The organism is Paenibacillus sp. VMFN-D1, from assembly GCF_003386155.1.
Taxonomy (GTDB): Bacteria; Bacillota; Bacilli; order Paenibacillales; family Paenibacillaceae; genus Paenibacillus_AQ; species Paenibacillus_AQ favisporus.
Map to the genome: position 1 here is coordinate 1,094,334 of NZ_QRDU01000002.1, position 13,706 is coordinate 1,108,039.

Annotated in this window: 10 protein-coding genes; 3 read left to right on the forward strand and 7 right to left on the reverse strand. The window is 56.8% G+C overall.

Going from position 1 to position 13,706, the window contains the following annotated elements:
• Positions 1–60: 60 nt before the first annotated feature.
• The 3 genes from C7820_RS20500 to C7820_RS20510 form a co-directional block, all read right to left on the reverse strand.
• The gene (locus C7820_RS20500; protein ID WP_167372857.1) at positions 61–981 is read right to left on the reverse strand and encodes an ROK family protein; all 921 of its coding nucleotides are present in this window, start codon (positions 979–981) and stop codon (positions 61–63) included.
• Positions 982–1,022: 41 nt separating this feature from the next.
• Positions 1,023–2,909 carry a class I mannose-6-phosphate isomerase gene (locus C7820_RS20505; protein WP_076169133.1) on the reverse strand — a complete coding sequence of 629 codons (1,887 nt, stop codon included), beginning with the start codon at positions 2,907–2,909 and terminating at the stop codon, positions 1,023–1,025.
• Positions 2,910–3,003: 94 nt separating this feature from the next.
• The gene (locus C7820_RS20510; RefSeq protein WP_116232554.1) at positions 3,004–3,936 is read right to left on the reverse strand and encodes an AraC family transcriptional regulator; all 933 of its coding nucleotides are present in this window, start codon (positions 3,934–3,936) and stop codon (positions 3,004–3,006) included.
• A gap of 404 nt (positions 3,937–4,340) precedes the next feature.
• Here C7820_RS20510 and C7820_RS20515 point away from each other — a divergent pair, with 404 nt between their 5' ends.
• Both C7820_RS20515 and C7820_RS20520 read left to right on the forward strand, forming a co-directional pair.
• Positions 4,341–4,829: a MarR family winged helix-turn-helix transcriptional regulator gene (locus C7820_RS20515; RefSeq protein ID WP_116232555.1), complete on the forward strand. Its 489-nt coding sequence runs from the start codon at positions 4,341–4,343 to the stop codon at positions 4,827–4,829.
• 357 nt (positions 4,830–5,186) lie between these two features.
• Entirely contained in the window at positions 5,187–5,948 is a 762-nt protein-coding gene (locus tag C7820_RS20520) for an SDR family NAD(P)-dependent oxidoreductase (protein ID WP_116232556.1), read from the forward strand.
• A 143-nt stretch (positions 5,949–6,091) separates the two neighbouring features.
• Here the strand turns inward: C7820_RS20520 and C7820_RS20525 are convergent, their stop codons facing one another.
• The gene (locus C7820_RS20525) at positions 6,092–6,964 is read right to left on the reverse strand and encodes an AraC family transcriptional regulator (RefSeq protein ID WP_116232557.1); all 873 of its coding nucleotides are present in this window, start codon (positions 6,962–6,964) and stop codon (positions 6,092–6,094) included.
• 523 nt (positions 6,965–7,487) lie between these two features.
• Between C7820_RS20525 and C7820_RS20530 the strand changes: the two genes are divergently transcribed.
• Positions 7,488–10,217, forward strand: coding sequence for an alpha-L-rhamnosidase (locus C7820_RS20530; RefSeq protein WP_116232558.1), 2,730 nt, complete (start codon positions 7,488–7,490; stop codon positions 10,215–10,217).
• Positions 10,218–10,474: 257 nt separating this feature from the next.
• Here C7820_RS20530 and C7820_RS20535 read toward each other — a convergent pair whose 3' ends face one another.
• The 3 genes from C7820_RS20535 to C7820_RS20545 form a co-directional block, all read right to left on the reverse strand.
• Positions 10,475–11,644, reverse strand: coding sequence for an MFS transporter (locus C7820_RS20535; RefSeq protein ID WP_116232559.1), 1,170 nt, complete (start codon positions 11,642–11,644; stop codon positions 10,475–10,477).
• Between the two features lie 256 nt (positions 11,645–11,900).
• Positions 11,901–12,386, reverse strand: coding sequence for a DUF1572 family protein (locus C7820_RS20540; RefSeq protein ID WP_076169118.1), 486 nt, complete (start codon positions 12,384–12,386; stop codon positions 11,901–11,903).
• A 158-nt stretch (positions 12,387–12,544) separates the two neighbouring features.
• On the reverse strand, positions 12,545–13,444 hold the full coding sequence (locus tag C7820_RS20545) for a LysR family transcriptional regulator (protein WP_116232560.1): 900 nt from the start codon (positions 13,442–13,444) through the stop codon (positions 12,545–12,547).
• Positions 13,445–13,706: the final 262 nt, after the last annotated feature.

The following is a 13,706-nucleotide window of genomic DNA, read 5'->3' on the forward strand; positions in this document are numbered from 1 at the left end:
TTAAGGGGAGAGTTGTATTGGCCTTCCAGCGAAAGCCGATGTAGGGAAAAAGGATCCGTATTAGTCAAAAAGCATGTCGGCTCCGTAAAAGACCAGCCGCAGCAGATCGTCTTCATACAGCACGGGCAGCCGTACCGGCAGCAGCGCGTCCGTAAGGGAAGCGCCGAAGAGCGGCAGGCTTTTGGCAATCTGGCCGCCCAGGATCAGGCGGTCCGGCTTAAAGCTGGCGGCATACGGGCGCAGCATCCGTCCGAGCCGCTCGCCGTAGGTGCGCCAGACCCGGAGGGCGGCGGCCTCGCCCCGGGCGGCCGCGGCGGCAAGGTCGATGACATCAGCGCCTTGCCGCCGGGCCTGAAGCGCGTCCGCCAGCGCCAGCACGCCGCGCCTGCCAAACTGGCCGTCGACCGGCGCGCCCTCGTACGTCTCGGCATACAGCATGCCGCTCTCGGGCACGCCGTCCGAGCCGCTGACCGTCCGGCCCCGGTCCATGAAGACCGAGCCGAGACCGGTGCCCAAGGTCAGGCAGAGCAGCCGCTCGCCGGGGTAGCGCTTGGCGGCGCCCATGCCGAACAGGACGGCATCGTTGCCGAAGGCAATGTCTGCTTCCGCGAGTGTCCGCATCCATGGGGCGCTGCCCGGCAGCCCGGCGCGGCGGCGAAGCTCCTTCTTGAGCAGCTGACCTACGGGCACGCCGTACAACTGCTCGTATTTGCCCAGCCCCCGGATGCGGCTGATGCCGTGATCATAATCGAAGGGGCCCGGAAAAGCCGTCCCGATGCGAAACGTCACATCGTGCTCCGGGGTGCCGCTTCCCTTCATGTATGCTCCGGCAAGCCGGATGATCAGGCTGGCGAAATGGGCGATGAAGCTTTCGGCATCCGATTCCGAGCGTGAAGGCTGCTCCAGATACGGCTCGGCCAGAAGGATCCTGTTCTCCAGCACGCCGCCTTTCATGAAGGTTCCGCCGGCGTCGATGGCCAATGTGGCGACCCTCCCAGCCGGCGTTTTGCCGGGGGTCCCGCTCATGCCCGCTCACCGGGCTTCCAGTGGTGCGGAAGGAGCGGCGTATTCCAGCCCGGCGAAACCTGGGCACGGACCAAGGTGCAGGGCCCGGGGCCAACCGGCTCGAGCCGGTAACCGCCGATCGAGGCGGGAACGATGTAGGCTTCTGCATACCCCCATTCCACGGCGGCTTCCTCATCGCGTTCCGGAATCAGACGGACGCGCTGCCCCTCGACCAGGTTGTACATGACAAAACCGCCTTCGGTATGATCCTCCCACGGTCCGTCCAGACGCAGCCGCTTGACCTGGAACAGCAGGTCGTCCCGCTCGCCGAGCAGCTCCTCGGTGCTGTTTCCCTGCACGCGGCTGATCTTCGGCTGTGCGATCAGATGCTCCCGGACATACGTGGTGTCGAAAGTGTCGATCATGTTCTGCTCCGCATGGTCCCGGTTGATCGGACGGGGCAGGCCGTCCTGGTCAAGGCGGAGGTGATCGTAAATTTTAAAGGTAAACCACCAGGTGGTGGACGATATTTCGAGCACGAGATTGTCCCTGCCGGAAAAATGGACGGCGCCCGGCGGGATCAGAAAAAGATCCCCTTTGCGGGATTCCCATACGTTAACATACTGACCGATGTCCAGCGGCTGTCGCGTCTCATGAGCCTGATCCACCGCCTGAAGCAGGTCGCTGCCGCCCGTTCCCTCCCGGAAGCCCAAGGCGACGATGGGGGAGGACCCCGGCTTTTGCTCCATAATGTAATAGGATTCCTGCTGCGTCATCGTTTCGTTGAACGTCCGCTCGATGTATGCCTGCTGCGGATGGACCTGCAGCGACAAGTTGTCGCCGTCGATCGTATCCAGGTAATCGAAGCGGATCGGAAAATAATCCCCGAACAGCTCCACGTTGCGCCCTCCCATGATTTCCTCCGGGTGGGAGGTAAGCAGGAGCGGAAACGGCACTTCGATGACGCTGCCATTTGCTTCGATCAACAGCGTATTCTCCGGGGCGATCGGCTCGAATGCCCAGGCGCAGTTGCGCCAATCTTCAGGCAGTCCGCACAGCTCCTTCAGGTACTGCCCGCCCCATATGCCTGGCGCGAAGAACGGCTTGACCCGAAACGGGCGTCGGGCGGCGGCGGCCAGCAGCTCCCTGAGCGCCGGGAGGGTAGCCCAGGCCGGCGATTCCGGCTGATTCATATCGATATACACATCGAAATCATACAGATGCCGATTCCGATAGTTCTCCCACACGGGCCATTCCAGGAACAGGGCCTGTTTGTATGTCTCCACCGGATCGGCGCTTTCGCCTAGGCCAAGACTGCCCATGCCCATCCGGTGGAGCTTCTGCTGATACTCCCTGGACAGGTCGCAGTAGACGGAAACATCCGGAGAGGGGCAGAGGAAGAGCGCCCCGGGACCGGCGGTCACGACCATCGGAATCGGAGTTTCGCCGGCTTTGACCGCTTCGCTGCAGATTTTCAGCTTCTGCTGAACGTCCTGGAGCCACTTTTTCCCGGCTCCTTCCTGAAAATAGCCGTCTTCCGAAACGTCGGCGGCGATTCTGCCAAACGCGCGGTTATCGGTCAGATAGGGATGAAACTGCCGCAGAAGATCCTCCGGTTTCTTCATATAACGGGCAGTATCGATTCCGATCCAGGGAACGTCCTCTTCCTCGCAGTAAGTGCGGAGCCGGTTCATCCAGCGGCCGTACTGGGCCCCGTTCGCCGCATCGATCGCGACGACAAAAGCCTCTCCGCCGTGATTTTTGTACATGGAGGTCAGCCGGGCCACTAAGGTATCGTAATCTTTAGAGAAGCCGTCCAGAATAAGAGAAGGTTCCTCGAGGCTGTGAACGGGAATGGAATTGACGGGTAACGGATTAAAGGATGGGGGTACTGATGCAGTCATGGGTGCTTCCTCCCTCTTGTCTGTCGTTATGTGTAACATTGTAAGACGAGAGAGAGGGAGCGTCTTTAAACGATCCAGAACAGCTTTTGTACAATCAGGACATGTTCGGAGGGAAATGTTCTTTGCCCGAACGCCCTTCGGTGAACTGGGAACGTCTGAATTTCGCGGGGGATACACCGAGCCGGCGGGTAAATATTCGTGTGAAATAATGGACCGACTGAAAACCGCACTGCGATGCAATGTCCTTGACGGGCAGGTCGCTCTGAAGCAGCAGCTGGGAAGCCCGGCGCACCCGGCGTTCCTGAATATAATGGACGAACGATTGGCTCAGGTTGGCCTGAAACAACCTCGTTAAATGGCGGGAGGAAATATGCAGGTGCCCGGCAACCAAGGCGAGTGTCAGCTCTTCGCCCAGGTTGTCGTCAATGAACAGCTTGACCTGCCGGAACAGAGAGTTCTCTTCGGCGGCTGCCACATCCGTGCCGGCGTCCGGCGTATCCTGCTGTTGTGTTCCGTGTAGGGAGAGGATGGACAGCATCAGTGACATCGAGACGTGGCTGAGTACCGGTTGGAGGGCCGGTTTTGGAGTCTGAAACATAGAGATGAGCGCATCCCACAAATGCCCGGCGGGCTGCTCATCCGCACCATCCACCACCGGCTGCCCATGCTCGGCCAAGTGCCGGTAAGCCTCCAGGTATGGGCTCCCGGTATGCTTTTCATCCACCTCAAAAGCGGCATAGACGAGCGTAAGACCGGTCTCGCTTTGGATCTGGTGCCAGACGCCGGGCAGCGACAGGAAGGCGGTGCCTTTCTTCAGCGGGTATTCTTTGCCTTGTTCGATGTATGCGCCTTCGCCGTTCACAACGTAACAGGCTTCAAAGAAGGAGTGGCGGTGCATGGAATTATCATAGTGCGTGGGCATAAACCCCCAATACATAATGGCGATGGACAGGCCGGCTTCCTCCAGCCGGGTCAGTTCGCGGTTGCAGATTTGGTTGGCCCGGCGGAAAACGGATTGGATCGTCATGGCAGGCGTTTCTCCTTTGGAATGATGGGTGAACTCTGAAGATGCTGTGTTAAGCTGCGGGTGGAACAGCCATAAGCGATAGTTCACGGAAATGTAAGTCTACATGCCATTCTAGACCATTCCGTTTCCAAAATACAGTCGGGTGTTAGGGGAGAAATGAAGGGAGATGGCCACGTGAAACCAGGTCGTCTTTTGCGGGTCCGGGGCGAATGAACGGTAATATCATTTTAAGGAAACTGGATCGGATTGTTTGGGGAGGCATTTAAAAAGGCGCAGGATCGTCACCGCGAAATGAGACCTGCATGGTTGTGTCTGAACCGCCTGTTTGTGCTAAACTGTTGGTGTATTATAGAAATATTGACAGACGACGATGAGTTTAATATATTTTTAGGGAGACTAAATAAATGTCGCACTCATATCAAAACAATATCGGGTACTGGATCAAACTAATTTTCCGGGAGACCAGCAGGCTTTACGATCAGCGGTTGGCCCAATATGGCATTACCACTTCGCAGGTTGGGGTCCTTGTCCAGCTGTGGAACGTCGGGGATGGGCTGACCCAGAAAGAGCTGCATGAGCGGCTTCGGATTCGGCCAGCTTCGCTGACCAACCTGCTGGATCCGCTGGTCAAGGGAGGCTGGGTTATCCGTAAACAGGATGCAGAGGATGCCAGGGTGAAGCGTATATTTCTTACGGACGCCGGCCGGTCGTTAGAACAGGTTTGCGGCGGTATCGTGGAGGACATCGAAGAACGAATCCAACAGCAGCTGACCCCGGAGGAGAGCGCATTGATGCTTGTTTGGCTGAGAAAGATCCACAGCGGCGTGATGGAAGGAGGAGAGGATCGGGGGAAAGACTTGCATTCATTATTTATTGAGAATGATTCGGAATAAGCGAAGGTATCGAAGATAGCGGAGGTAGCAGGGATAACAGTGGTAGCAGAGCAGCGAAGGTAGCAGGGATAACAGAGGTAGCAGAGCAGCGAAGGTAGCAGGGATAACAGAGGTAGCGGAGAGCGAAGGTAGCGGGGATAACAGAGGTAGCAGAGCAGCGGAGGCATCAGAGGTATCCTGGCGGTTGCCATCAAGGACAGCCGGCAGGAAGCGTCGGAGAATCGGGGATGCAAGCACGCATCGTGATTCGTGACGTTTTTCTTTTGGGTATATATTTAGGATAACTAAATATTTAAGTAACTAAATAAAATACAGCTCAATTTATGATTCATTTTCATTTATAAAGGAGAGATCGGGATGGATCTGGGACTTAGAGACAAGGTTGTAGTCATCACTGGAAGCTCAAGCGGAATCGGAGCGGCGACGGCTGAAAAATTCGGTATGGAAGGGGCCAAGGTTGCCGTTACGTATGCGAGCGGGCGGGAAGCGGCGGAACGTACGGCAGAGAAAATCAGAAGCCATGGCGCAGAGGCCATTGCAGTCCATTATGATTTAACGGACGACCGTTCCATGGATCAAGCCGTACATCAGATTGCCGAGAGGTGGGGAGGTATTCAGGTACTCGTTAACAATGCTGTCCTGTGGGGAGACCGCAGCGTCATGGGCCTGGCCTTTGAAGACACGGATGCAAGCGGTTGGAGACAAACCATACGCGCAAATCTTGAGGGATACTACTATACCATTCAGAAAGTGCTGCCATTGATGCGGACATCCGGCTGGGGAAGGATCATCAATATCTCTTCGGAGCTGGCTGAGGACGGCATGGCTGGAGGCGGGGCGTATACAGCGGCCAAGGCCGGTCTGCACGGTTTGACGGCGACGTTGTCCAAAGAGCTGGGACCCGCCGGAATCCTGACGAATGTGGTGATGCCGGGCTGGACGATGACGGAGAAAGCCCTGGCGATTTTTCCGGCGGAGATGATCGAGAAGGAGCGGGAGAACGTGCCTACGCGCAAACATAGCGCACCTGAGGATATCGCGAACCTGGTCGTCTTTCTCGGGTCTGAGGCAAACGGGAATATTAACGGCGAATTGATTCGGGTTACCGGAGGAAAATAAAAGTAAAAGGTTAATGAAGTACTTCAGCCCCCTCTCTTGAGGAGGCTTTTTTGTACCCTGGAATGTTACGGTAATAACGTTTTGAAAAGGGAGGTACGGGGCCTCTGCTAACTATTCAATGAATTCCAGTTGACACCCGTCTCTCAGCCCTTTCTCCGCTGCCTGTACTGCCTGGGCGTGAGGCCGGTTTTTTGCTTGAACAGCCGGTGAAAAAACTTCAAATCGCTGTACCCGGCCCGGGCGGCGATTTCGCTCACACTGCCGTCGCTTTCGATCAGCATGCGGCAGGCGGCGTCCATGCGGATACCCTGCAAATAGGCGGTGAAGCTCATTCCCGTCTGGCGGGTGAACAGCCGGCTGAAATGCCTCGGGCTGAGGCTGGCCTGCGCCGCCAGCTCGCCCAGCCGCAAATCGGAGGCGAAGTGACGCTCCATATAAGCGATCGATTCGTCGATCGTCAGCGAGCCTTGGCGCCTGACGGCTTGCGGATCCAGCTGCAGCCGGTGCCGGTACAGGCCGGTTAGCACGCGGACCAGCAGCGAGGCCAGCAGCAGCAGCCAGCCGGGGCTTCGGCCGGCATATTCCCGGTAAAGCTCACGGAACAAAGCGTGGTATTCGCCGCTCTGATCTTTAATTTCCAGCCAGGGCATAGCCGGATCCAGAAAGGCGGCGAACACCTCCCGATCGCGCGGAAAAGCAGCTTCAAGCTCCCGGAGATAATCGGCCGGAAAGATGCAGTTGTACACGACCAGCTGCCGGTCCTTCCGCGGGGTTTTCGGCCGGAACACATGCGAGAGTCCGACCGGGATGAGAAACAGGCTGCCCTGCTCGGCCGGCCAGGCTTCTCCGCCGATATAATGGACGCCCGACCCTTCGCTGACATAGGTCAGCTCCACAAACTCGTGCGAGTGTTCCAGCATGTCGAACGATTCGGACACGCGGTTGACGTAGAAGGGCACACCGGGCTCAAAAAAGTATTCCATCCGCAGCAAGGCCTGGCTTCGTTTTATGCTCACTTGCCTTCACCCCTCGATGGTGGATTTTCTGAAAATCAACCTTTGCTCCTATCCTAGTTGATCATTCGCGATAAGTCCAGATCAGCCTATATTTTCGTCCAGATCACCGCCTGTATCGCCAAGCAGCCTTTTTTATAATATCAGCAAGTATAAAAACCAGAGCCACGGCATCCTGATATTGCAAGAAAAATTACCTTTAAACGCGGTCTGTCTTCTGTGAAGGTACATCGATTGAGGTTTTTCTTATAATATCAGCAAGTATAAACACCAGAGCCATAGCTTCCTGATTTGCAAGAAAAAATACCTTTAAACGCGGTCTGTCTTCTTTGAAGGTACGTCGATTGACGTTTTTCTTATAATATCAGCAAGTATAAACACCAGAGGCATTACATCCTGATATTGCAAGAAAAATTACCTTTGAATGCGGTCTGTCTTCTTTGAAGGTACGTCGATAGACGTTTTCTTGAAACACATGGCCAAAGACCCTGGTTAGCATCCAACGCAAAAAACGGGAGGGAAGTCTATGTCAACGCTAGGCATTACGAAATTGACCTGCGAATACCGCAGTGAGCCGCTTGGGCTCGGCACGGAGCGTCCCCGCTTCAGCTGGCTGCTCACGTCCGGCCGGATGCATGTGCTGCAGTCGGCTTATCATCTTCAGGTGGCGGGAGAGGAAGGGGATTTTGCCGGGGATCATCTGATCTGGGACACGGGCGTCGTGGACTCGGACGAATCGGTGCTTGTCGAATATGCGGGTGCCGCGCTTCAATCCGGACAATGCTGCAGCTGGCGCGTCAAAGTGTGGGACCAGCAGGGGCAGGAGTCGGAATGGAGCGACACGTCCTATTTTGAAATGGGGCTGCTGCGGACGGCGGACTGGAGTGCGGACTGGATTACGCCCGAACCGGGACGAATCGATCCCCAGGCGGAGGAAGAGTTCCTTCTTCGCAAAGCGTTCCATGTGACTAAAGACGTCCGAAAGGCACGAATATACGCGACAAGCCTAGGCTTCTATGAGCTGGAGCTGAACGGCGAGCGGGTGGGCGACTGGGCATTCACACCGGGCTGGACCAGCTACCGGCACCGGCTGCAGGTTCAGGCCTATGACGTCACCGACCTGATCCGATCCCGGGCTGACAATGCCATCGGTGCGGCGCTGGCCAACGGATGGTATAAGGGCAATTTGGCTTGGGAGAACCATCGCAACCTGTATGGTGACCAGCGGGCGCTGCTGCTTCAGCTGCATCTTGAATATGCGGACGGCAGTACAGAAATCATCGGAAGCGATCCTTCCTGGAAAGCGTCGACCGGTCCGGTACGCATGTCGGAAATTTACCACGGCGAAACGTATGATGCGCGGCTGGAGGCGGGCGGCTGGAGCCAGCCCGGGTTTGATGATGCAGACTGGACAGGGATGGTGAAGCTGGATCACGCCAAGGACATCCTCGTCATGCAGGAAAATGAACCGGTGCGGGTCATCCAAGATTTGAAACCGGTTACAGTTCTGCGGACGCCTGAAGGGGATACCGTACTCGATATGGGACAGAACATGGTGGGCCGCATGCATATGCGCCTGAACCTGCCGGCCGGAACGGCGATTACGCTAAAGCACGCAGAGGTGCTGGACAGCCGCGGGAATTTTTACACGGGCAATCTCCGCAAGGCAAAGCAGTCCGTAACGTATATCTGCAAAGGCGGCGGTGAGGAAACGTATGAGCCTCATTTCTCCTTCCAGGGCTTCCGTTATGTGAAGGTCGAGGGCTGGCCGGATGCCGAGCCGCTGAATCCGGACCGGTTTACAGGCCGTGTCATGCACACGGATATGCCGCAGACTGGGCGGTTCGAGTGCTCGCATGAGCTGTTGAACCAGCTGCAGCATAACATCGAGTGGGGCCAGCGCGGCAACTTCCTGGACATTCCGACCGATTGCCCGCAGCGCGATGAGCGGCTGGGATGGACCGGGGACGCTCAGGTGTTTGTGCGGACCGCCGCGTTTAATTTCGGCGTGGCACCGTTTTTCTCCAAGTGGCTGCACGACCTGAAGGCCGACCAGCGGGAGGATGGCGGCGTGCCGCATGTCATACCGCAGGTTCTCGACGATAACGCCTGCTCGTCCGCAGCGTGGGGAGATGCCGCCGTCATTTGCCCTTGGACGATCTATCTTTGTTATGGCGATAAGCGGGTTCTGGAGGAGCAATATGACAGCATGAAGGCATGGGTCGACCATATCCGCGCCCAAGGGGACAATGAATATTTGTGGAATACCGGGTTTCATTTCGGCGACTGGCTGGCGCTTGACGCGAAGGAAGGCAGCTACGTCGGGGCGACGCCAAGGGATTTGATCGCCACCTGCTTCTATGCATATTCGACTTCCTTGTTCGTAAAGACTGCCGAGGTTCTCGGGCGTACCGAGGATGCCGCCGCTTACCGCCAGCTGTACGAACGTGTGGCCGAAGCGTTCCTGAACGAGTTCGTCACACCAGGCGGAAGGCTGGCCGCGCATACGCAGACCGCGATGATCCTTCCGCTGATGTTCGGGCTGGTGGAAGGGGAGGTTCAGCGCCGGATGGCTGCTACGCTGGCGGAGTACGTCAAGGAACAGAACCACCATTTGACCACCGGATTCGTCGGTACGCCGTACCTGTGCCATGTGCTGACGGAGAACGGCTACCACGACCTGGCCGTGAAGCTGGCGATGCAGGAGGATTATCCGTCCTGGCTGTATTCGGTCAAGCAGGGGGCGACCACGATCTGGGAGCATTGGGACGGGATCAAGCCGGACGGCTCGTTCTGGAGCGATGACATGAACTCGTATAACCACTACGCCTTCGGCGCCATCGGCGACTGGCTGTACCGGGCCGTGGCGGGGCTGGATTTGAATGAAGCTGAAGGACCGGGTTACAAGCGGATCCGGCTTCGTCCGCGGACGGACTCGGCGCTGTCTTATGCCAAAGCTGCGCTGGATTCGATGTACGGCACGATCCGGAGCGAATGGAGCTTGACGGACGTGGACGGGGACGGGGACAGCCCGCTGGCGTCCTACGAATTCGAAATTCCGCCGAACACGACGGCTGAGGCTGAACTGCCGGGCGCCTCGATCGCTACAACGCAGGTCAATGGGCAGCCGGCGGATCAGGCATCGGGTGTACTGAGCGCCAAGGAAGACGACGCTGGAGTGCTGAAGCTGGAGCTTGGATCCGGCGTATACCGGGTGACCGTCCAGCAGCCGAGTCCAGCATTGTCCGGGGCGTGAGGCTAGGGCATGGTATGGGTTGATCCATAGCATCGAGCTTGGGACGAACGGATTGGTTCATTTATGCCCTTGCTTCCTGTTCCTACCCTTGCTGTTAGGTTTCGTTGTAAAAGAAAGCAAGCCTCGCCGACAGAGTCGGCGGGGCTTTTTTAGATATAAGGGAGCATAAGCTTCAGAGACAAGGATTTTCTTATGTCACTTAAGAAAAACTTCCGTTGAAAGGGGCATGGATGCTTAGAATGTGCGTGGATAGCTTTTTACACCTGCGGTACCGGCTCTTTCGCCAGCACGCGGCTCGTGCCAAAGATAAGCAGGGACGCGGCGAAGCAGCAGGCTGAGAACAGGCCGACGGCCGCATACCCTCCCGATCCGGCGTACAGCAGGCCCGCAAGGGAGGCGCCGACTGTCGTGGCGGCGTTCATGGTCGCCGTAGCCGTGCTTGAAATCGTCCCCCGCAGCGACGGATTCAAGTTGTTCAGGACGCCCATGATCATTGGAAAAAGAATGCCCAGGATGAAAAAGATAGCGAAATACATAATCGACGCGGCCATGAAAGACGGCAGGTGCGGGAGCGCGGCATAGCCGATCATCAGGAGCGGCACCGCAGCGGCTACGATCCTGGACGGCGTCCACAGGTTGTTGACATATCCGCTCACGAGACTGCCGGCCAAATTGCCCACGCCGAGGAAAATCATAATCGTGCCGATCTGGTCAACGGGTAGGTGAAAGCGTTCCGCCGACCATTTACCCAAAAACGCAAACGCGGCATTGCTGCCCAGATGGATCAGGAAATAAGCCAGGAAAGCGCCTCTAGCCCTGCCGCTTCCGAGAAGAGGTGCATATCTGCGCCAGAAGGCCTGCCGCGATGGAACGGCATTCGATTGCGGCTTCATGGAAGGCAGGATGAAAAAGGCGGCGCCGGCAAGCAGCAGGGACAGGGCTCCGATCGCGAAAAAGGGGAGGGACCAGCGGGCTGCGGCCAGCCAGCTGCCGATCGGAACGCCGAACGCTTGGGATACCGCGAGACCTGCATAGGCAAGCCCCATCGCTTTACCCTTTTTCTCTGCGGGCAGCAGCGTTTGGATGGAAGCCCAAACCTGCGGTGCGGTAAAAGCCGCGCTGATTCCGGCCAGGAGCCGGAACAGGCACATCATCCAGAAGTCTGCGGCGATTCCGCACAGCGCGGTGGATACCGCAAAGCCCAGCAGTCCGAGCAGCATGACCTTTTTCCGATCCAGACCGTCCGAGAGCGGGCCGGCAATCAAGGCGAAGACCGCGGCGCCTAGCGTGTAGGAGCCCATCATCCAGCCGGACATTCCCGTGGGGACGCCGTACAGGTCCTGAAGCGTTGGAATCATCGGGGAGATGAGGAAGGTATCCGTCCCTATCATAAACATGATCAGAAAAAACAACGCAGTAAGTTTCATATTTACTTCTCCTTTCCTTCTTCGTGGTTTTAGAGAGGGTGTTCTTGCTGTCATTGTATCGCTTAATAGTGACAATTATTGTCATGAACTTTGATGGTACAAAAATACGCCAAACAGCACGGGAAGCGCCGCCGTAACCGTAAATGTTTCGGGTATGCCCACCTAGCGAATGTGCTGCTTTAATTCGTGCGGTATGGAAAGGAACAGGGAGGCATGCCAGCATGCCCCTGTTTTGAAAGACACCGCCGCCCACGGATCACGATAAACTGACCCATTGATCCTTGCGGTACTGCTTGGCGATATAAATGATTTGGCCGATGTGGTATGCGTTATGGTACAGGCTTTTTTCAATGGCCTCGATGACGGTGACGGACCGGCCTTTGATCGTGATTTCCGTCAGCAGCTGCTCCTCCCGGAGCGCGGCGATTTGTCCCAGGAACAGGCTCCAGCCATGTTCCCAGCGATCCAGCAGGGCTGCGCGGTCGAGCTCTTCATGAATGAACTCCGCATCGCGATTTCGGTCCGGTTTCTCCCCGTCGGTGGTAAACGGTTCGGTCCATCGGGAAATCATATTCCCGCTCATGTGCTTGACGATCACGGTGATGCTGTTGGAACCGGGTTCCGGGGCCCAAGCAAGGGCAGAATCCTCGAGCTGCCCGATGGCAGCTTCGGCCGTGCGTTTCATTTCTTCCAGTCGGGTTTTGACCGCGCTTTGATATGTTGTGAACAGTGTTGATGTCATAGGTTGTGCCTCCTTTGGGATATCGGTCAGAAAAACAAAAATCTCATCCATGCCTTCTCCACAGCGGTTTCATGAACGTGCTGTGCTTTCAGCATAATGAGATTTTGAGTATAAATCCAATATATATATCAAGCAATATCATCAAAATAATTGATGATTTATGATCCGACCTGGGATAGCGGCGGTGCAACCATGGCCATAAAGTTAGCCGCCGGCGCCAGAGGCTCTTCGCCAATCCGGGTGTACAGCCGGATCGGGTCCTTGACGCGCATCCCGGGAACGCGCACCTCCGCCAGCTCGCCGGATTTGAGCTCCCGGGCTACCGCAAGGGAGGGCACAAAAGAAACGCCGTATCCCGATTTGACGGCTTCAATCGTTTCATGCATCCCTTCAATGCAGATCCCGGTTCGCGGCTTCGGTACTTCGTAGGCATCGCAGAGGGAGAAGAGCTTCCTGCGGGTATAGCTGCCTTCTTCCCGGAGGATAAAGGCGGTTGCCATCAGCTCCTGGAGCGTAGTGGCGGCACCCGCTAAGGGGTGGTCCGGGTGGGCGATGAAGATCAGCTCATCTTCCATGAGTGTGATGTATTCCAAACTGGAATTCTTCGGACCCTCGCCGCAGATGAGCGCGATGTCCACCGAATGGTCGAGCAGCCGCTCCATTGCGATACGGGAGCTGCCCCGGGTCAACTGGACATGCACCTTCGGATACTGCTGCTTGAAGCGGACGATCCAAGCGGGAAGCACCGTCCGGCCGGGCAGATCTGTGGCGCAGATCCGGAGGCTGCCTTCGAGCCCGATTTTGAGTGCGTTCATTTCCCGCTCCATCTCGTATTCCAGCGAAAACAGCTGCCGTGCCCGGGCAGCCAGCCGCTCGCCGGCTGGCGTCAATTGGATGGAGCGCCCCTTGGAGGTTACCAGCTTCATCCCGAGCTCCTGCTCCAGATTCCGCAGCTGGGCGGTGGCTGCGGGCTGGCTGAGCAGCAGCTTGCCGGCGGCCCGGGTCACGCTTCCCGTACTAGCCACCTCCGCGAATACGCGCAATGCGTGCAGATTCATCCTTTTCCCACCTTTGTCGTTGGATTGTATTCAAATTGCAATTAATTGTAGTTGTATACCTGTTTATGACCTAATCATCGATTTTTTTAATGCGTCGAAATGTTGCATCCATCAGATCGATGAGTTGTTCTTATTGTACTTTGCAAAATGCTGGCCGTAAAGGCAGCAGGAGAGAGGCTCATGCATTAAAGAATTTATGAAAAAAAGGGCCTCCGACATGGTCGGAAGCCTTTTAAACATTTACGTCATACACTTTGCCGCT

What these genes read in the sequence shown, in the direction of transcription:
- C7820_RS20505 (WP_076169133.1), bottom strand. Translation starts at nt 2,909, where the DNA reads ATGACTGCATCAGTACCCCCATCCTTTAATCCGTTACCCGTCAATTCC.
- C7820_RS20510 (WP_116232554.1), bottom strand. Translation starts at nt 3,936, where the DNA reads ATGACGATCCAATCCGTTTTCCGCCGGGCCAACCAAATCTGCAACCGC.
- C7820_RS20515 (WP_116232555.1), top strand. Translation starts at nt 4,341, where the DNA reads ATGTCGCACTCATATCAAAACAATATCGGGTACTGGATCAAACTAATT.
- C7820_RS20520 (WP_116232556.1), top strand. Translation starts at nt 5,187, where the DNA reads ATGGATCTGGGACTTAGAGACAAGGTTGTAGTCATCACTGGAAGCTCA.
- C7820_RS20530 (WP_116232558.1), top strand. Translation starts at nt 7,488, where the DNA reads ATGTCAACGCTAGGCATTACGAAATTGACCTGCGAATACCGCAGTGAG.
- C7820_RS20535 (WP_116232559.1), bottom strand. Translation starts at nt 11,644, where the DNA reads ATGAAACTTACTGCGTTGTTTTTTCTGATCATGTTTATGATAGGGACG.
- C7820_RS20540 (WP_076169118.1), bottom strand. Translation starts at nt 12,386, where the DNA reads ATGACATCAACACTGTTCACAACATATCAAAGCGCGGTCAAAACCCGA.
- C7820_RS20545 (WP_116232560.1), bottom strand. Translation starts at nt 13,444, where the DNA reads ATGAATCTGCACGCATTGCGCGTATTCGCGGAGGTGGCTAGTACGGGA.